The sequence below is a fragment of the Shewanella insulae genome (genome assembly GCF_009831655.1).
Taxonomy (GTDB): Bacteria; Pseudomonadota; Gammaproteobacteria; order Enterobacterales; family Shewanellaceae; genus Shewanella; species Shewanella insulae.
The window spans coordinates 118,835-138,835 of sequence record NZ_WRPA01000004.1 but is presented as its reverse complement, the minus strand read 5'-3'; the positions used below and the strand labels follow the sequence as shown (position 1 = coordinate 138,835).

Here is a 20,001-nt window from a genome sequence, read left to right as displayed (position 1 = left end):
CTAGACTTGTTCCACCTCTGCGGTCAGTGGCGTCTTGTCCAGATAGAGCTGGCTCATGGCGATCACCGCCTGGGTACGGGTATGCACCCCGAGCTTAAGGAAGATGGCGCTGGCGTGCGCCTTGATTGTCGCCTCTGACAGGCCCAACTCATAGGCTATCTGCTTGTTGAGCAGGCCGTCGGCAAACATCATCAAGATCTTGTGCTGACGCGGCGACAGGCTGGCGATCTTGCTGCTCATGCTGTCCAAGGTGATGGCGCTAAGATCCTCACAGCCCGGCGGCGTCCATTGGCGCCCGGCCATCACGGCATTGATCGCCTTGACCATCAACTCGACCGACGAGGACTTGGGAATAAAGCCTGCCGCGCCGAAGGACATCGCCTTGCCCACGGTCACTTTATCTTCCTGGCCGGAAATCACCACTATCCCTATGTGGGGGTAGCTGTTACGAATATTGACTAAGGTGTTGAACCCATGCGCATTGGGGATATTCAGATCCAATAGGAGCAGATCTGCATCCTGATGCTGGGTTAAGATCTCATCCAGTGCCGTCACCGTCTCCGCCTCAAACAGCATAGGCTGATCGAACTGAGTGGTTAAGGTGTTTACGAGTGCTTGCCTAAACAGTGGATGATCATCAGCTATTATTATTTTTAGTGGCTGTAACATGTTTGATCCCTCATATGTACTCGTTTCCAGTCTACGCGAACCTTAGAGATTATCAAACAGGCCTAAAACCCATGGCAAAGGACCAACTTGTCAGTTAACATTTACATTACAAGTAGATAGCCCTGCTACACCGGCAGAAAACGCGACTAACACCTGGGTCAATATAGACTTATTATCTAGGTCACAAGCGGATTATTTGTGCTAGATATGGGGAAATTGCACCACCGCCGCCCCAATCCGAGCCGAGACCATCACTCTAGTGGCCCGAAAACCGTTCCGAAGAGTCGGCTTGAACAAGGCTCACGGCTCACATATTCTAATCAATATAAGCACTAGAGACTCACAGGCGAAACGGCACGAGTCGAAACCACAAAAAGTTAGACGCAACCATAGGCGTTACCTTACAAAGTGTCAGCAGGGCCGACGCAGAGCATAAGAGAAGGATTTAGAGGGAACTCAGTTGCCAGATAAGACAGCATTGGTATTAGGGGGCGGCGGTGCGCGCGCCGCATATCAGGTCGGGGTACTCAAGGCCATAGTGCAGTTCTATCCCCGTAACCACGGCGTGCCCTTTAAGATCATCTGCGGCACCTCTGCCGGTGCCATTAATGGCACCTCTATCGCGACCCATGCCTCCTGTTTTCATCTCGGGGTACGTAAACTGGAATGGGTCTGGCGTCACTTCAACACCCATAAGGTCTATCGCTCCTCCTTCGGCGGCATCTTCGCCCACCTATCGCAGATGGCCTTGATGGGCCTGCAGGATGTGAAGATCAACACAGAAGCCGGTAGCCTTTTTGATAATCAGCCCCTGAGAAACCTGCTGAACAACCTGATCAACTTCGAACGCATCGACCGCAACATAGGCAACGGCGCCCTGCATGCTCTTAGCGTAGACACCTCCTGTTATAACTCGTCACGCTCGGTGAGTTTCTTTCAGGCGGCCAAAGAGATAGAAGATTGGAACCGCGCCAGACGAGGGGGCCAGCGTACCCACCTCAACACGGAACACCTTCTGGCCAGCGCCGCCATTCCCCTGGTATTTCCCTCGGTGAAACTCAATCGCGGCTACTATGGGGACGGCTCGGTGCACCAATTGGCGCCGCTGAGCAGCCCTATCCATCTGGGGGCGGAAAAGATAATGGTGATCAACCTGGAGAGTCCACATAAGCAGACGCCCAAGGAGCTCGAGCATCACCCCAAGACGGCGACCATAGCCGGTCACCTGCTCGATACCATCTTCTCCGACACCTTAAACAGCGATCTCGAGCGCCTGCAGCGGATCAACAGCACGCTAAACCTGATCCCTGAGGAGCGCAGGCAAGAGGTGGCGCTCAAGACCATAGATACCCTGGTAATTAAGCCCAGCGAGGATCTGAGCCTGCTCGCCGCCCAGCATTATCATGAGATGCCCCTGGCGGTGAAAGTGCTGCTAAGACTAATAGGCATCAACCAGCAATCGGACTCGAGTATCGTCTCCTATCTGCTGTTCGAACAATCTTACTGTAGCGCCTTGATCAACCTGGGCTATCAGGATGCCATGTGTCAGATCGATGAGATAAAGGCCTTCTTCAACATAAAGTAGCCCACACCATTGCCAAATTAACCTGCGCGTTATCCCACTCTATGATGGCCTATGCAGGGAGATGATGGCCCGACAGGCACATTCGGCCCACAGGCGGTAACTCGCCGCGCTGGGATGAAAGCCGTCGCTGGCCAGGGCCTCTGGCGTGAGGGGAAGCTGGAGCGGCAAGAGCTGGCACGCCCGTCGGCCTTGGCAGAATGCCATTAAAGCCTGATTAAAACGCGCCTCTCGCCTCGTTAACACCCCGGCCAGTGGCTGAGCAAACCTTGGAAAGGCACCCAGAGGCGGCAGCGGCGTCAGCAGCACCTTAGCTCCTGGCGAGCTTGCAAGCAGCCCATCGATTAATTCCCCCGTAGCAGTAAGCCAACGCCGCACTCCTATGGGCGAGAGCAGATCGTTCACTCCGAGGGAGATAAGCACCACGTCCGCCTGAGCCGCCTCCTGCTCTACCCAAGCCAGCGTCTGGGTCGTGGTCATGCCCGACTTGGCCAGGAGGCGCCATCGCAGCCGATAATGAGGCTCTAACAAACGAGTGAGCTGACCGCTTAGCGCCTCATGCTGCGCAGAGACGCCAACACCGGCCGCGGCCGAATCCCCCAAGATCAAAAGACGCAATAGCGGCCCCTCCCCCAACTCGCCACTGCGCTCACCCATGGGCTCAGGCAGCCTGGGGGTGCGCCACTTGACCCAAAGGGCCTGCATCAAGAGCAAGGGAGAAAGTACAATCAATAGGGTTCGTCTTACCATCAGCCTTCTACCCATTTAACCCTGCAACAGATAGTGCTCGGCCTTCTCGATGCGCCTTGGCTTGCCAAGGATGATCAGGATATCCCCCGGGCGGATCAGCCAGTCTAGTTCGGGGCTTTCCACCTCGGCGCCGCTACGGCGCACCGCCCTGAGCTCCACCCTGAGTTTCTCCCAGGGAATGGCCGACAGTGGCTGGCCCACCACCTGGGCCCCCTTGGGCAGGGCCACCGCATGCAGAAGCTCCAGGGTAAAGTCTGTCTCCTCCCCGGAGAAGAAGCCATGCAGATATTGATAGTGGTTACGCCGCTCATACTCGAGGCGCTTGAGGATACGGGTCAGGGGCACACCGCACTGATAGAGCACCTGGGACACCAGCATCAGGCTGCCCTCTAGGGTTTCCGGGATCACCTGACTGGCCCCAGCCTCCTCCAGCGCCTCCATTCCCTCATCGTCGCGGGTTCTGACCAAGATCTTGGCCTCGGGCGCCAGCTGGCGACACAAGGGTAACACCTGGTCGAGCACATGGCTGCTGGTAAAGGTGAGTACAATAAGCTTTGCCTGCTTAATCTGCGCCTGCTTGAGGATTGCCCGCTTTGCCACATCGCCAAAATAGACAGGCTCTCCCGCCCGGCGGGCCTCTGTCACCCTGGTGGGATCCCTGTCGAGCACCAGATAGGGGATCGCCTCCGTCTTCATGAAGCGTGCAATGGTCTGCCCCACCCGGCCATAGCCCAAGATCAACACCAGATCACTACTCTGCTCCAGAGGCGGGATGATCTCGCTGTCACCCTGCTTGATCGCCTTGACCCCATGCAGCCGCCGGGCGATATCCACGCTATGACGCACCAGCCAGGGAGCCACAGCCATAGAGAGCACCGCCACCATCACCAGCTTAGTGCTGACGGTGATCTCAAGCAGTTCATAGTTTACCGCCAGTGCCAGCACCACGAAGCTGAACTCCCCCACCTGAGCCAGGCTGATGGCCGTGGCCACCGAGGTACGAAAGGTTTCCTTGGCGGCCCGTAGCAGGCCGAAGACAATCAAGGCCTTGGCGATGATCACAGCCACCACCAGCAGCAACACCTGCCACCAGAAGGTGATCACCAGGCTAAAGTCGAGCAGCATGCCGATGGAGATGAAAAACAGTCCCATCAGGAGATCCCTGAAGGGGCGAATATCCGCTTCCAACTGCCTTTTGTATTGGCTCTCCCCCAGCAGCATACCGGCGATAAAGGCCCCCAGCGCCATGGAGAGCCCCAGCCACTGAGTCAGGGCTCCGGTCACCAATGCCACCACTAAGGTGGAGAGCACAAACAGCTCGTTGGAGCGCGAGCGGGCTACCTCGTCAAACACCTTAGGCAGCGCCCACTTACCCACGGCCATCAGCGCAACGAAGGCCAGTACCCCCTCCACCATGGCGAGTGCTATCTCGTGCCAACTCAACATCTCACCGTCGGAGGCCAGCAGGGGCATGAGGATCAGCAGAGGCACCACGGCCAGATCCTGAAACAGCAAGACACTGACCGACAGCTCGCCGTGGCGCCGCCTGAGCCAGCCACGTTCGTTGAGTAATTTTAAGACGATAGCGGTGGATGAGAGTGCTATGGCCGAGCCGACCACGATAGACTCACTCAGGTTGAGCCCTAGCAGCATGCTGATGCACATGGTGAGCACCGCGGTGACGAATACCTGAGCACTACCCAGGCCGAATACAGTGCGGCGCATGGCCCACAGCCTGGGCAGCGAGAATTCCAATCCAAGGGAGAACATCAGGAGTACCACACCCAACTCGGCAACCGAGTGGATCTGCTGCTGAGTAAACCAGTTGAATACCGACGGGCCGCTGATCACCCCGGTGATCAGATAGGCCAAGATAGCCGGCAAGCCCGCCCGCCTAAAGAGGGCGATCGCCACTATGGCCATCATTAGCATCAAAAGGATCTTAACCAGTATGCTGTGCTCCATTACCTCTCCATTCTTCGCAACCGTCCCGCAGGACGCCCCCTAATCCCAAGCGTCACCGTCAAGTTTCTCGACACAGTCAAAATACTGTCACCACTTAGACAGCCCTCCACCAGACTAACTCAATGACAAATATAGACAAACTCATCATTTAGTATTAGGCACGTTTTTTGCTTTATATATCCTATCTCGGGTCCGTTACATTGTGGAGTAAAGATTATGGACTTTGCCTTAGCGACAGAATTTTCGTTTGACGAATATCGCTATCAGCCAGATCACCATCACAATACAGTCGGTGCGCCTTACGGTGCGCCTAACCTAGTCACCATCATGCAGCAGCTGCATGAGAGCCTAGATCCACGGACGGTATTTGCCTGCTACGGCAAACTCATGGGACAACACTTGCCTGTGCAGGGGATCACCCTGTGTTATAAAGAGTATCAGCTAAGCTGGGGCGGTGAGCAAGGTTTACTAATAAAACAAAACCTTAGCCATGATGGTTTGAACATCAACATCGCCTATCGCTTGTCGGCGCCCCTGAGCAAGCCACAGACAGAGCTGCTGCATCAGCTACAGTCTCTGCTGCTGAGTCCTTTGGTTAACGCCATCGCCTACCAGCAGATGGCGAAACAGGCGATGCACGACTCCCTCACCCATCTGGGCAACCGTCGCTACTATGAGCAGAGTCTCAAGCAGGTGCTGGCCCGCGCGCAGCGTCACGGGGATGCTATCTCCCTGGTGGTGCTGGATCTGGATAACTTCAAGAGCCTGAATGACAAATATGGACATCTGGTGGGGGATGAGGTGCTGAGCCAGTTCGGCCAGACACTGAATCAGGTCATTCGCGACAGTGACCAGGCGTTTCGCATCGGTGGCGATGAGTTTGCATTGCTGATAGAGGGGGATGCCAAGGCGGCCAGCGTGCTGTGCGAGCGGATCCTCGCCATGATGGAACAAGATACCCTGCTGACTAAGTTTTTGGTGCAAACCAGTATCGGGGTCGCCCAGTGGCAACTCGAAAATGATGCCGAGGCGCTGTACCTCAGGGCTGACAGGGCCCTGTATCGCGCCAAGGCGGCAGGGCGTCGCTGTTACCGGGTCGACTAACCCTGACAACTAGCCATGGCGACTGTTATCTAGAACTGGCCTGGCAAACTGAACCGGAAATCGCCGGCAAAGGTTAAGGGGCTAAGCGAGGCTGAACTGCCAGCCGCCCTCTCCATCAGGCGCCAGATAACGCTTGTCGACCCAGAGCCCCACGGCGGCCACTAGCTGTTCACCCGAGAAGATCAGCGGCACCCGCTTACGCTCCCAGGTCGGCACGGCAAATTCTTGCCATAACTTCTTCAGTTCACGTCCCTTATCCCGCCCATGGGGATGACAGCGCAGCCCACCCGGGGCGCCGAAGCATAGCCTCACCTCATCAGCCTCACCCAGATGCAGCCTAGGGCCAGTCATACTCCAGTTAGCCACAAGTTTACTCTGGCTATCCAGTGACCAGCATAGCGGCGTCGCATCGAGTGACTCAGGTTGAGTACCCAGTTCATCGAGTGACCTTGCTTGTCTGGCTTCCACCTCGACAGGCTCTAGATAGAGGCGGTGCTGAAACCGTCTCAGCAACATAGATTTGATACGAATAGCCACCTGAGCATCCGCCTTGGCCTCGAGCTGCGCCAAGATATCCCCCAGCTGCGCCGCCGAGGGTAAGGCGAAGCCGCGATGTTCGATAAAGCCCCTCAGCAGATGGGGGCGCCAGCGACCAGGCTGCTCTGCCAGCGCCTTAAGATCCAGCACGGCAGCCTGACTATAGGGCACGCTCGCCAGCATGGCAGGTAAGCGAAGACTCACCTGCTCGTCGATCAGCGCCTGCTGCTCGGCGCACAGTTGGGCGCTGCGACTGGCGGTGGCGGCAAAGGCTGGCCAGCGCGCCGTAATTATCGGCAGCACCTCATTACGCAAAAAGTTACGGTCGAAGCGGCTATCTTGATTGCTCTCATCCTCGATATGGCTAAGTCCCACGGCCTTGGCGAAGGTTTCTATCTGGGCACGTGAAGTCGTCAGCAAAGGCCTGAGGAGTAGGTTATCAGGGGTAAAAGACTGCACCTCCCCCATGGCCGCCAACCCCTTGGGCCCAAGGCCTCGCTTGAGGGCCAGCATTAGGGTCTCTAGCTGATCGTCCTGATGATGGGCGGTGATCAAGATATCGCCGGGGGCCAGCTCAGTTCGCAGCGCATCGTATCTCGCCTCGCGGGCCGCCGCCTCCAGGCTGATGCGGGAACCACTTGCCACTGTCACCTGTTTTACGCTGATCGGCAAACCATACTCACGGGCGCGGCCCTCACAATGAGCCTGCCAACTCGCCGCATTGGCGCTGAGGCCATGATGCACATGCACCAAGAGATAATTAAACTCGGGATGCTGCTTGGCGTATCGGCTCAGACCATGGGCGAGCACTTCAGAGTCGACGCCGCCACTGTAAGCCAGCACTAACTTAGTACCAGGCCTAATACCTGAATTAGTACCAGCCAAAGGCTTAACACACGTCAAAATCCGGGTCAGTGCATCAAATGGGCTGAAGGTGTTGAGCGCCATCTAGAAGAGGATCCTTACCTTGTCCGAGCCTGTCAGCGTCTCAAGCGCCAGCATCAGCTCATCGGTCGGATTCACCCGCCACTCATCCCCCAGCCTGAACTGGGCCTTGGCGGTTGGCTGAGCATAGTTGATCACCAAAGGTACGCTTCCCGCCTTCCAGGGCTCGACCGCTTGCTGGAACTGGCTAAGCCACTCAGGGGTGACGCTGGTAGCTTCCATATCGACCTCGACTGCGTGGGCGAAGTGGCTGCGCGCCTCGCCCATGTCTATGATATTGCGCGCCGTCATGCGATTGCCGCCGGAGAAGTCGTCGAAACTCACCTCTCCTTCGACGATCAAGATTCTGTCTTTCTCCAGCAGTTCGCCAAATTTCTCGAAGGCCTCGGTAAACAGCATTACCTCGAGGCGGGCGCTCTTGTCATCCAGCGTCACCAGACCCATCTTGGAGCCGCGCTTGGTCATCATCACACGGGTGGCCACCACCAGCCCGGCGGCCTTGGTGGTCTTGCCCCGCTCCGTGGGATGTACATCCTTGAGCCTACCAGAGGTGTAGTGCTTAAGCTCCTTGAGGTACTGGTTGATCGGGTGACCGGTGAGATAGAGGCCTAATGTCTCCCGCTCCCCCTCGAGCCACACCTTATCGGGCCAGGGGGTGCACTGCACAAACTGCTGCTTGTTATCTTCCGGCTCGCTGTTGAGCAGGCCGAACATGTCATGCTGACCAATCGCCTCGGCCTTGGCATGCTGATCGGCGGCGCGAATCGCCTCTGGCAGGGTCGCCATCATGGCGGCGCGGTGTGGCCCCAGGTTATCCAGGGCGCCGGCGCAGATCAGTTTCTCGATAACTCTTCGATTGAGCTTCTTGAGATCGACCCGGGCGCAGAAATCGAACAGATCCAGGAAAGGCCCATCTTCTCGCGCCTTAAGAATCGACTCGACCGGACCTTCACCCACCCCCTTGATGGCACCTATGCCATAGACGATGTTGAGATCGTCATCGACGGTAAAGCGGAACAGGCCCTTGTTGACGTCCGGCGGCAGCAGGGGCAGACCCATGCGCTCACACTCGTCCACCAGGGTGACTATCTTATCTGTGTTGTCCATATCCGCCGACATCACCGCCGCCATAAACTGCGCCGGATAGTGAGTCTTGAGCCAGAGGGTCTGGTAGGACACCAGCGCGTAGGCGGCCGAGTGCGACTTGTTGAAACCGTAACCGGCAAACTTCTCCACCAAGTCGAAGATCTTCATCGCCAACTCGCCGTCGACGTTGTTCTTCACCGCACCCTCTTCGAAGATGCTTCGCTGCTTGGCCATCTCTTCGGGCTTCTTCTTACCCATTGCACGACGCAGCATGTCCGCGCCGCCCAGGGTATAGCCCGCCAAAACCTGGGCGATCTGCATCACCTGCTCCTGATAGAGAATGATGCCGTAGGTGGGCTCCAGAATAGGCTTGAGGCTATCGTGTTGCCACTGCTGGTCCGGATAGGAAACCTCTTCACGACCGTGCTTACGTTCGATGAAGTTATCTACCATGCCCGACTGTAGCGGCCCGGGACGGAACAGGGCCACCAGTGCGATCATATCTTCGAAACAGTCCGGCTGTAGACGCTTAATCAGATCTTTCATACCGCGAGATTCCAGCTGGAACACGGCGGTGGTTTCATAACGCTGCAACAGACGGAAGGAGGCCGGATCGTCTAAGGCGATCGCCTCGATACGCACTGGCTCCTTGCCCTGCTTCTCCAGATGCGGATTGATCATCTGCAGCGCCCAGTCGATGATGGTCAGGGTCCTCAGCCCCAGGAAGTCGAACTTCACCAGCCCAGCGGTTTCCACGTCGTTCTTATCGAACTGGGTAACCGGGTTGTGGCCCTCGGCGTCACAATAGAGCGGCGCAAAGTCGGTGATCACGGTCGGCGCGATCACCACGCCCCCAGCGTGTTTACCCGCGTTACGGGTGACCCCTTCGAGCACCCGACACATGTCGATGAGATCTTTCACCTCTTCGTCGGCGTCATAGGCCTCGGGCAGCGCCGGTTCGGCCTCGAACGCCTTGGCCAGTGTCATACCGGGTTCTGCGGGGATCATCTTAGAGATACGGTCGACGAAGCCATAGGGGTGGCCCAGTACACGACCCACGTCACGCACCACGGCCTTAGCCGCCATGGTACCGAAGGTGATGATCTGCGACACGGCGTCACGGCCATAAAGATCGGCCACGTGATCGATCACCTCGTCACGTCTGTCCATACAGAAATCGACGTCGAAGTCGGGCATGGAAACACGTTCTGGGTTAAGGAAACGTTCGAACAGCAGGTCGAACTCCAGCGGATCCAGGTCGGTGATCTTAAGGGCATAGGCCACCAGAGAACCCGCCCCCGAACCACGGCCGGGACCGATAGGGATGCCGTTGTCCTTACCCCACTGGATGAACTCCATCACGATAAGGAAGTAACCAGGGAATCCCATGTTGTTAATTACCGTTAGCTCGACATCGAGACGCTCATCATATTCGCCGCGGCGCTCGGCGCGCTCCGTCTCATCGGGGAAGAGAAACTCGAGACGCTCCTCGAGCCCCTGCTTGGAGACCTCAATCAAGAAATCTTCGATGGAGAGATCGCCGGTAGGGAAATTTGGCAGGAAGTATTCGCCCAGCCTCACAGTGACGTTACAGCGCTTGGCAATCTCCACACTGTTTTGCAGCGCCTCGGGAATATCGTCAAACAGCTCGCACATCTCTTCCTGGCTACGGAAATACTGCTGCTCGCTGTAGCGTCGTGGCCGCCTCGGGTCGGCCAGGGTAAAGCCATCAGAGATAGACACGCGGATCTCGTGGGCCTCGAACTGCTCGGGCTGCATGAACACCACCTGATTGGTGGCCACCACAGGCAGTTCTTTCTCGCCCGCCAACTCGACCGCCATATGCAGATAACGCTCCTCGTCGGGGCGACCGGTGCGGATCAGCTCGAGATAATAACGGTCGGGGAAATGAGTCTGATAGAAGTCGACCAGAGAGTCCACCTGCCCCCGGTTACCCTTGAGCAGGGCCTTACCCACGTCGCCATCTTTAGCGCCGGAGAGCAGGATCAGCCCCTCGCTGTAGCCTTCTAGCCAGGCCTGGTCGATCACCGCCCTGTCTTTCACATGACCGCGCAGGTAGGCGTCGCTGATCAACAGGGTCAGATTCTTATAACCCTCGTTGTTCATGGCAAGCACGGTCAGGGAACAGAATTCATCCTCGAAGCCCGGCACCAGCATGAAGAAGTCACAACCTACGATAGGCTTGATGCCCGCACCATGACAGCCGCCGTAAAACTTCACCAGACCACAGAGGTTGGTGTTATCGGTCAGGGCCAGGGCGGCCATCTGATCTTCACTCGCCTTGGCGAGAATGGGCTTGACCTTGGAGAGGCCATCGGACATGGAAAAATCACTATGTACGCGCAGGTGCACGAAACGAGGTTCTGACATATGGAGGTTCTAATTTAGTTAGCTAGTTTTCTAATATTTATGCGGCGAACTATTCCCGTGAAAGAGTCGCCTTGAAAAGTCACCTTTAAAGAGCAACCTTGAAAGAGTATCAGAGTCACACACAGGGCACCAGTTAATGGCGCCCCGACGCATCGACTCAACAGGCGTCGAGACGCTCCTTGACCGGCCTGAAGCTCTTACGGTGCTCGGCCAATACGCCATGGGCCTCCAATGCCTCGAAATGGGCCTTGGTAGGGTACCCCTTGTGCTTGGCAAAACCATACTCTGGATAGCGCTCATCCAGGGTTTCCATCTCCCTGTCGCGTACCACCTTGGCAACTATGGAGGCGGCGCTGATAGCCGGGATCAGGCCGTCGCCCTTGATCACCGCATGGCCCTCGAGGGTCTCATCAACGAAGGTGGGAACACGATTACCGTCGATCAATACCCTATCGGGGCGGGCACGCAGACCCGCTACGGCGCGCTGCATCGCCAGCATGGTGGCATGTAAGATGTTGAGCTCGTCGATCTCAGTCGGCGAGCAGCGCCCGACGCTGACATCCAGCGCCTTGGCGAGGATCTCCTCATAGAGGGCATCACGCTTCTTCTCCGACAGCTTCTTGGAATCGTTTAGCCCTTCGATGGGATTGCTTGGATCCAGCACTACGGCTGCGGTCACTACATCACCCACCAAGGGGCCACGGCCCACCTCATCGACGCCGGCGTAGAAGCCGCTGCAGAGCGCCTCGACCTGCTCGGCGGTAATTTGTTTATAGATAGCCACTACTTTGTCTCCACTAACTCGAAAACCGCCTGGGCCGCCCGCGCACTGGCATCGCACCTTAGCTGTTGATGCAGTTCGGTGAAGGTCTCCATCAGCGGCCTATGGTCGCCATCGAGCTGACTGGATACCGCGTCGACTATCTTATCCGGGGTGCAGTCGGCCTGAATCAACTCTGGGATGATCTCCCTTCCCGCCAGCAAGTTTGGCAGCGAGTAATGCTCGATCTGCATCATCCCCTTAGCGATGCGATAGGTGATAGGCGACACCCGATAGGCAACCACCATAGGTCGTTTCACCAGCATAGCCTCTAGGGTCGCGGTGCCAGAGGCGAGTAAGATGGCATCGGCCGCAGCCATCACGGTGCGGGATTGTCCCTCCACCAGATGTATGTCGAGATCCGGTGCATGGGTCTTGAGGGCCTGTTCAAACTGGGCCCGGCGCTTAGCATTGACCAGCGGGGTGACAAACTTAAGATCCGGGTAACGCTGGCGCAATTTCACCGCGGCCTGCACGAAGGGCTCGGCCAGCTGCTTGAGCTCGCCGCCCCGTGAACCGGGTAAGATGGCGAGGTATTCATCATGAGGCGCTAACCCCAACTGCTCGCGGGCACTTAATTTATCGCTTTCCAGCGGAATATCGTCCGCCAGGGTATGACCGACAAAGGTACAAGGCACATTGTGCTTGTCGTAGAAGGCCTTCTCAAACGGCAACAGCGACAGCACCATATTGGTAGCCTTAGCGATCTTGAAGATCCGCTTAGGACGCCAGGCCCAGACCGAAGGACTGACATAATGGACCGTCTTGATCCCCTTGGCCTTAAGCTTCAGCTCCAACCCTATGTTGAAATCAGGGGCATCGATACCGATGAAGCAATCGGGCTTTAAGGCGGTAAGCTCTTCGATCAGCGTCTTACGCACCTTGAGCAGGCGCGGCAGGCGCGACAGCACCTCGACCAGGCCCATCACGGCCAGCTCTTCGAAAGAGAACAGGGACTCAAACCCAAGGGCATCCATCTGCGGGCCGCCGATACCGACGAAGCGGGCATCGGGATATTGCTGTTTCAAGGCCTTGATCAAACCGGCGCCGAGAATATCACCGGATAGCTCGCCCGCCACCATGGCAAATACTTTTTGATTGCTCTGATTCATCTTCTTTTACTTGCTGATACCAATCCTAATAAATAATTGATCATTTTAGCGGGTTAAAACACTCGATAACTGCGTTACTATTTTTGATTGTAGAATAACTTTTTATCTAAAAACCTTGCCTGGTTCTCAAGCGTTTTCCTTCGCTACTTCTAACCGCTTACTTACTATGATTGGCATTCTGAAAATAAAAAAGCCCGTGAATACGAGCTTTTCTTCGATAACTAATACCGATTAATGCGACCGATTAACCCAACCGATTAACGAATAATGCCTCGGTTTGAGTTGACCACAAAGTCCATCATCAGCTTAACCTGCTCATCCTCGGCATCTTCACCCAAGGCGGCAACCGCCTCTTCCACGGTCAGTCCCTTACGGTACAGGGTCTTATAGGTCCGGCGCACCGCCAGTTGACTCTCCTTTGAGAAGCCACGGCGTTTCATGCCTTCACTGTTCAGCCCTCGAGGAATGGCTGGCTGACCCGATGCCATCACAAATGGCGGCACATCTTGCAAAATCAGCGAGTAGCCTGCAGTGAAGGCATGTGCACCTATATGAACAAACTGATGCACACCTGTCATGCCGCCTAAAATCGCCCAGTCTCCCACGTGCACGTGGCCGGCGATAGAGGCATTATTGGCCATGATCACATTGTTACCCACCACACAGTCGTGGGCGATATGCACATAGGCCATAAACAGGTTATTGGACCCGATACGGGTCTCGCCGTTATCCTGCACCGTACCACGGTGTATAGTGACAGACTCGCGGATCACATTGTTGTCGCCGATGATCAGTCGGGTGGGCTCGCCAGCATACTTCTTATCCTGGCAATCTTCCCCCACCGAGGCGAACTGGAAAATACGGTTACCCTTACCGATAACCGTAGGCCCCTTGACCACCACATGAGAACTCAGATGACAGTCGTCGCCGATCTCGACATCTGGGCCAATGTAGGTCCACGGGCCTATGGTAACATTGTTACCGATTTTGGCATCTGGGTGTACAAATGCTAACTTATCAATCACTTGGCAATCTCTCTACGGGCACACATGATCTCGGCCGAACAAACTAGTTCGCCATCAACCTTAGCTTCACCTGTGAAGACGCCAATCCCGCGGCGCTCTTTAATCATCTTAACTTCGAAATGAATTTGGTCGCCTGGCTCGACTACGCGCTTGAAACGGGCATTATCGATACCGGCAAAATAGTACAGGGCGTCGCTAGATGGCTCATCGCTCATGGTTTTAAACGCTAACAGACCGGTCGCCTGGGCCATGGCCTCAAGGATCAATACACCTGGCATAACAGGCGCCACGGGGAAATGCCCCTGAAAGAATGGCTCATTGATGGTGACATTCTTGATCGCGTGCAGTGTTTCACCTGGCGTAAAGTCAAGGACTCTATCGATCAATAAAAACGGATATCTGTGAGGTAGAAACTTTAGGATCTCTTTGATATCCATCGTATTTAATTGATTTGACACTCAATAACTTCCTTAGCTGCCCTCGGGCAGTTAATCATCTGAATTAACGTTTTTCTCAAGCTGTTTGACGCGTTGGAACAACTCATCTAGTTGTCTGAATCTGACGGTATTACGTCGCCACAGCTTATTTTCCATCGCTATGGTAGCAGAAGAGTATACACCAGGCTCACGAATAACACTCGTTACATTGGTGCCACCCGAGACATGGGTACCGTCGGCGACCGACAGGTGTCCTGCCACCGCGCTGTTACCGCCTATGATACAGTATTTACCTATGGTGCAGCTGCCGGCAAAGGTAGAGCTACCCGCCAGCGCGGTATTTTCACCCACCACCACGTTGTGTGCAAGTTGCACCTGGTTATCGATAATAACACCATCGTGGATCTCGGTATGATCCAGCGCCCCACGGTCGATACTGGTACAGGCGCCGATCTCGACACGGTTGCCGATACGCACCCCACCGGTTTGCGGGATCTTGATCCATTGACCACGCTCGTTGGCATAACCAAAGCCATCAGAGCCGATCACGGTTCCTGAATGGACGATACAATCTGTGCCTAGCTGCACGTCATGATACAGGGTCACGTTAGCCCACAGGATGGAGTTTGAGCCTATGATGACATCTTGGCCAACCACACAGCCCGCACCTACCTGAACATTCTCACCTAAGATGACGTTGGCACCGATCACCGCATTGGCACCTATGGCGACGCCTTCACCCAACTGGGCGCTAGGGTCGATAACCGCACTGGGATGAATGGCCTCGGCGGCCTTAGGCGTGGTGTCGAGCAGCTGGGCTACCCGCGCGAATCCAACATAGGGATCGGCCAACACCACGGCGTTACCACTGTAGTGCTCGGCCATCTTGGGTGAAAGCAGCACGGCAGAGGCCGCCGTGCCTTCTAACTGACTCTGGTATTTTGCGTTCGCCAGAAAGGAGATCTCCCCCGCCTGTGCCTTCTCCAGTGTGGCAACACGGTGAATGGTCACCGTCTCGTCACCTTTGACCTCGGCATTCAGATGGGCGGCGATCTCACTTAGGGTATAACTTGTCATCGATGCTTAGCCTTTGCTCAGAGCTTCAACCACTTTGCTGCTGATATCTGATGCAGGCTTCACGTAGATCACGGCGCCGCGCTGCAGCACTACGTCATATTGCTCTTTCTCGGCGATGGCGCTGATGGCTTTTTGGACTTTAACCAAAAGCTTGTTTTGCTCTTCGCCGTTACGACGACGCATATCTTCATCCAGCGCCTTACCCTTCAGCTGCAGCTCAGCCTTGAGAGACTCCATCTTACGCAGCATCTCAGTCTTTTGGGTTTCGCTCATCAGGGCCGCATCGCGTTGCTGCTTCTCTAGCATGCCGCGCAGCTCTTCCTGCATCTTCTGTACGCCAGCCACACGATCGCCGAATTCGGTTTTCAGTGTCTTGCTGACTTCTTCGCGCTGTGGCAGCTGCTCAAATACCGCCTGCATATCGACAACGGCGATCTTTTCAGCTTGTGCGGCAATAGGCGCACCTAAAAGAACCAACACCATCATTGCGCGATTAAACATCTTATTCAAAATAAACTCCTTATAATCAGCAAAACTTGCCGATGACTTTTTATTTAAATTAGTTCTACTTTAGAAAGTTTTACCAATGTTGAACGAGAAGATCTCTGTGTCATCATCTTCATATTTTTTGATTGGCCATGCAAGACTAAATACCATAGGTCCCATGGGCGACAACCATTGTACACTCATCCCCGCCGAGGCACGGATACGTCCCGGGTCAGAGTAATCCGACAGCTTATCAAACTGCTCAGCCGGCAAGAAGCGATAGGCGTCATAGTCGAACTCGGTATCCCAGACGTTACCCGCATCGACGAAGAAGCTGGTACGAACCGAGTTGGTGTAGGCCTCATCCAGGAATGGGGTTGGCACTATCATCTCGACACTCGCCGTGGCGATGGCGTTACCACCGATAGAGCGACCACCGCTCACTGTGACTCGGTTAGGGTCCCCAGGCAAGGTACAGGTATCACCCGATGGATCGGGTGAGCACGGCTCGCTACCACGATACAGGTAGAAGGAACGTGGGCCTACAGAATTAGACTTGAAGCCACGCAGCGAGCTACTACCACCCGAGTAGTAGTTCTCCCAGAACGGCAGGATCTGGTCATTGTCGTTAAACTGACCATAACCATTACCATAGCCAAGACGCGCCTTAGTCAAGAGCACAAAGCTATGACTACGGTTGATTGGCCAGTAGAAACTGGTGTCGAAATCTGTCTTAAAGTACTGCAGATCCGAGCCAGGTACCGTCATCTTACCGCTCAGGCGCTGTGATGAACCGTCGGTTGGGAAGGTGCCGCGGTTTAGCGTGCTGCGGTACCAGCCAAGGGTCAGTTCGAAGTTATCAAACGACAGGTCGGCGTTAGGGTCATTGGCATCACGATAGATGTTGTAGAAACGCAGGGCCTGCTCGTAGGCCGAGATCTCCGAGATACTGTTGTGACGATAACCGATACCGCCGTTAATACGGTTGTATTCGTTGATCGGGAAACCTGAATTTAACGCAACACCGTAAGAACTGTTCTTATAGCGCTCGAGGTTCGCTTCCTGGGCGTCAAACTCGTTCCAGTAGATGCTCCCCCCCAGACTCACGCCATCTTTGGTAAAGTAGGGGTCTGTGTAGTTTATGTTAACGTTCTTCGAGTACTTGTTGGTATTGAGGTTGATCCCCGCCTGATTACCCGTACCCAAGAAGTTACTCTGTTGCACACCAAACTGTAGGCTCAGGCCCGACTCGGTACCATAACCCACACCCGCATTGAACGAGCCAGATGGTTGTTCCTTCACCGTGAAGTCGACATCTACCAGATCATCAGTGCCAGGTACCTGCACCGTCTGAGTATCGACGGTTTCGAAGTAACCCAGACGGTTCAGACGCGCCTTGGATTGCTCGACCTGAGCCGAATTCAGCCAGGCGCCTTCCATCTGACGCAGCTCGCGGCGCATCACCTCGTCTTTGGTGACCTGGTTACCGGTAAAGTTAATGCTGCGCACATAGACGCGCTTGCCCGGCTTGATGTTGACGTTGAGGGCGACCTCTTTGGTTTCATCATCGATCTCAGGATAGGTCTTCACCTCTGGATAGGCGTAACCGAAACGGCCCAGATACTTGCCGTACATCTCTTCGGTAAAGGTCACATCCGCACCGTTATAGGTATCGCCTACCTTGATCGGCAAAATCTTTTCCATCACCTCTTCACGGCCCATGAGGTCACCGGTCAGGTTAACTTCCTTAACCTTGTACTGCTCACCCTCGTTGACGTTGATGGTGATGTAGAGGCCCTTACGATCTGGCGTCATCGCTACCTGAGTCGAGGTGACCTCGAAACGGATATAGCCACGGTTGTGATAGAAGGTTTTGATGGTTTCGAGATCGGCTTGCAGCTTCTGCTTCTGATAGCGACGCTCGCCGAAGAGATCCCACCAGGCCACATAGTCTTTCAATTCCAGCATGCCAATCAGTTCGGCGTCGCTAAAGACAGTGTTGCCCACAACGTTAATCTGGCGAATCTCTGCCGCCAAACCTTCGGTAAACTTAAATTTCAACTCGACACGGTTACGTGGCAGGTTGATCACCTGGGCCTCTACCTTGGCGCCATATTTACCCACGCCATAGTAGAAGTCTTGCAGGCTCTTCTCGATGCCGCTAAGCATGGTGCGATCCAACGACTCACCGGTCTTGACGCCACTGCCGTCGAGACTCTCTTGCAGCTGCTCGTCTTTAATGTCCTTGTTGCCTTCGAAGGTCACTATGCTGATGGTAGGCCTTTCTTTGACCGTCACCACCAAGACGCTGCCATCACGACTCACCTCAATATGCTCGAAGTTGGTCGAGGAATACAGGCTCTTGATCGCCTGTTGTAGACGCATCTCGTCGACCGTGTCTCCCACCTTGATAGGAATATTCAACAGCGCCGCACCCAGTGCAACACGCTGCAATCCCTTAACCTGGATGTCGGTCACTTCAAAAGGCTGGAATGTCTCTGCCCAACCCTTCCCTGATAAAGACGCACCGACTAATAACATCGAGGCAAAAATTTTATTCAATCTCATAGAGCACTTCTAATTATGTGTGTGTCCTTGCTCAGAGTCGGGAAAAATCATTGAAAAGGGCGATACTCATCAATATTAGCAGCAAGGCTGCCCCAAATCTGAATCCAATTTCCTGCACCTTTTCCGGTACAGGCCTGCCTGTGATCACTTCGATGAAGTAATATAACAGATGCCCGCCATCAAGCACGGGTAAAGGCAATAAATTAATAATGCCTAAATTCACGCTGATTAATGCCAGGAATCCCAAAAAGTAAACTAAACCGTAATTGGCACTATTTCCCGCCCCTTGGGCGATGGAGATAGGGCCGCTCAAATTCTTTACCGACACATCACCGGTAAAGAGTTTGCCGATCATCTTAATGCTGACCGTTACAAGTTGCCATGTCTTATCGGCGGCGACCCATAGGGACTCGCCAACACCGTATTCGAGTTGCAACTGCATCTCATCGGGCCAAGGCGCCTGAGTCGGCGCTACGCCAATCACGCCCTCGACCTTACCGCCATCAATAGTGCGCGCCTTAGGGGTGACTGTTAGCTTGAGCTGCTCACCGTCGCGTCTGATGGTCACGCTGAGTGGCTTATCGGCTGAGGCCTTAACCTTAGCGACAAATTGCTCCCAGTCGTCATAGGCCTGGTTATCGACGGCAACTAAGGTGTCACCTAGGCGTAAACCCGCCGCATAGGCGGCGCCATCTTCATCGACAAAGCCCAGCTTAGGTGTGATGGCTGGCCTGAATACATCTAGGCCCAGCGAAGTAATGGGCGACTCTGTCTCAGGATTAAACTTCCACTTGCGGATATCCAGCTTATAGCTACGCTCCTCACCCATCACGCCCGATAAGGGCGCCACGGTCACGTCGATAGCGTCATCGCCTATGTGACCGACCAAGGCGTAGGTCACCTCTTCCCAGTTGCGCACGCTGCGATCGCCAACGGCAATCACCTGCATCGGCTTGTTGACCTGGATCACCGCCGCCGGCGAGCCAGCCTGCGTCGATTCGATCACAGGTTTGATCGAGGGCACACCGATAAGGTACATGATGTAGAGGGCAAAGATGGCAAACACGAAGTTGGCCATGGGGCCGGCGCCGACAATAGCAATGCGCTGCCAGACAGATTTACGGTTAAATGCTTGGGGCTTTAGCTCATCGGCAACGGTATCGACCCGCTCATCGAGCATCTTGACATAGCCACCCAAGGGGATCATGGCCACCACGTATTCGGTACCATCGGCACCGATTTTGCGCCAGATAGCCTTACCAAAACCGATAGAGAAACGCTCAACTTTCACGCCACAGCGTCTGGCCACCCAAAAGTGACCATATTCATGGGCCGTGATCAGAATCCCAAGGGCAATGATGAATGAGCCCAAGTTCCACAAAAAGTCTAGCATTCCTCTCCTTATCTCTGCTTCTGTTGGCGCGAGCCTGAAAACCTAATTGGCGCG

General features: G+C 55.1%; 15 protein-coding genes. 2 read left to right on the top strand and 13 right to left on the bottom strand.

Features of this window, described 5'->3' with window-relative positions:
• Nucleotides 1–669 (bottom strand): response regulator transcription factor, encoded by a 669-nt coding sequence (locus GNT65_RS06315; protein ID WP_160794460.1) that lies wholly within the window; start codon nt 667–669, stop codon nt 1–3.
• 460 nt (nt 670–1,129) lie between these two features.
• Here GNT65_RS06315 and GNT65_RS06310 point away from each other — a divergent pair, with 460 nt between their 5' ends.
• On the top strand, nt 1,130–2,254 hold the full coding sequence (locus GNT65_RS06310) for a patatin-like phospholipase family protein (RefSeq protein ID WP_160794458.1): 1,125 nt from the start codon (nt 1,130–1,132) through the stop codon (nt 2,252–2,254).
• Nucleotides 2,255–2,293: 39 nt separating this feature from the next.
• Here the strand turns inward: GNT65_RS06310 and GNT65_RS06305 are convergent, their stop codons facing one another.
• Both GNT65_RS06305 and GNT65_RS06300 read right to left on the bottom strand, forming a co-directional pair.
• A complete protein-coding gene (locus GNT65_RS06305; protein ID WP_160794456.1) occupies nt 2,294–3,001 on the bottom strand; it encodes an SGNH/GDSL hydrolase family protein in 708 nt (235 codons plus the stop codon).
• 15 nt (nt 3,002–3,016) lie between these two features.
• On the bottom strand, nt 3,017–4,966 hold the full coding sequence (locus GNT65_RS06300) for a monovalent cation:proton antiporter family protein (RefSeq protein ID WP_160794454.1): 1,950 nt from the start codon (nt 4,964–4,966) through the stop codon (nt 3,017–3,019).
• Nucleotides 4,967–5,182: 216 nt separating this feature from the next.
• Here GNT65_RS06300 and dgcS point away from each other — a divergent pair, with 216 nt between their 5' ends.
• Nucleotides 5,183–6,070, top strand: a complete 888-nt coding sequence (gene dgcS / locus GNT65_RS06295) for a diguanylate cyclase DgcS (RefSeq protein WP_160794452.1) — start codon at nt 5,183–5,185, stop codon at nt 6,068–6,070.
• A gap of 81 nt (nt 6,071–6,151) precedes the next feature.
• Here dgcS and tilS read toward each other — a convergent pair whose 3' ends face one another.
• From tilS to rseP, 10 genes are all read right to left on the bottom strand, one after another.
• On the bottom strand, nt 6,152–7,450 hold the full coding sequence (tilS, locus tag GNT65_RS06290) for a tRNA lysidine(34) synthetase TilS (RefSeq protein ID WP_338091762.1): 1,299 nt from the start codon (nt 7,448–7,450) through the stop codon (nt 6,152–6,154).
• A 105-nt stretch (nt 7,451–7,555) separates the two neighbouring features.
• Nucleotides 7,556–11,029, bottom strand: a complete 3,474-nt coding sequence (gene dnaE / locus GNT65_RS06285; RefSeq protein WP_160794448.1) for a DNA polymerase III subunit alpha — start codon at nt 11,027–11,029, stop codon at nt 7,556–7,558.
• Nucleotides 11,030–11,186: 157 nt separating this feature from the next.
• Complete coding sequence (gene rnhB / locus GNT65_RS06280) at nt 11,187–11,813, bottom strand: ribonuclease HII (protein WP_160794446.1); 627 nt, start codon at nt 11,811–11,813, stop codon at nt 11,187–11,189.
• Nucleotides 11,813–12,961, bottom strand: a complete 1,149-nt coding sequence (lpxB, locus tag GNT65_RS06275) for a lipid-A-disaccharide synthase (protein WP_160794444.1) — start codon at nt 12,959–12,961, stop codon at nt 11,813–11,815. Before lpxB ends, rnhB begins: the two co-directional genes overlap by 1 nt.
• Nucleotides 12,962–13,218: 257 nt before the next feature.
• Nucleotides 13,219–13,986, bottom strand: a complete 768-nt coding sequence (gene lpxA, locus GNT65_RS06270; protein ID WP_160794442.1) for an acyl-ACP--UDP-N-acetylglucosamine O-acyltransferase — start codon at nt 13,984–13,986, stop codon at nt 13,219–13,221.
• Nucleotides 13,983–14,444, bottom strand: coding sequence for a 3-hydroxyacyl-ACP dehydratase FabZ (fabZ, locus tag GNT65_RS06265; protein WP_160794440.1), 462 nt, complete (start codon nt 14,442–14,444; stop codon nt 13,983–13,985). The genes lpxA and fabZ overlap by 4 nt, the downstream gene beginning before the upstream one ends.
• Nucleotides 14,445–14,474: 30 nt before the next feature.
• Nucleotides 14,475–15,500, bottom strand: coding sequence for a UDP-3-O-(3-hydroxymyristoyl)glucosamine N-acyltransferase (gene lpxD, locus GNT65_RS06260; protein ID WP_160794438.1), 1,026 nt, complete (start codon nt 15,498–15,500; stop codon nt 14,475–14,477).
• Between the two features lie 6 nt (nt 15,501–15,506).
• Entirely contained in the window at nt 15,507–16,001 is a 495-nt protein-coding gene (locus tag GNT65_RS06255; protein ID WP_160794692.1) for an OmpH/Skp family outer membrane protein, read from the bottom strand.
• A 69-nt stretch (nt 16,002–16,070) separates the two neighbouring features.
• The gene (gene bamA, locus GNT65_RS06250) at nt 16,071–18,554 is read right to left on the bottom strand and encodes an outer membrane protein assembly factor BamA (protein WP_160794436.1); all 2,484 of its coding nucleotides are present in this window, start codon (nt 18,552–18,554) and stop codon (nt 16,071–16,073) included.
• A gap of 31 nt (nt 18,555–18,585) precedes the next feature.
• Nucleotides 18,586–19,947 (bottom strand): sigma E protease regulator RseP, encoded by a 1,362-nt coding sequence (rseP, locus tag GNT65_RS06245; RefSeq protein WP_160794434.1) that lies wholly within the window; start codon nt 19,945–19,947, stop codon nt 18,586–18,588.
• Nucleotides 19,948–20,001 lie beyond the last annotated feature (54 nt).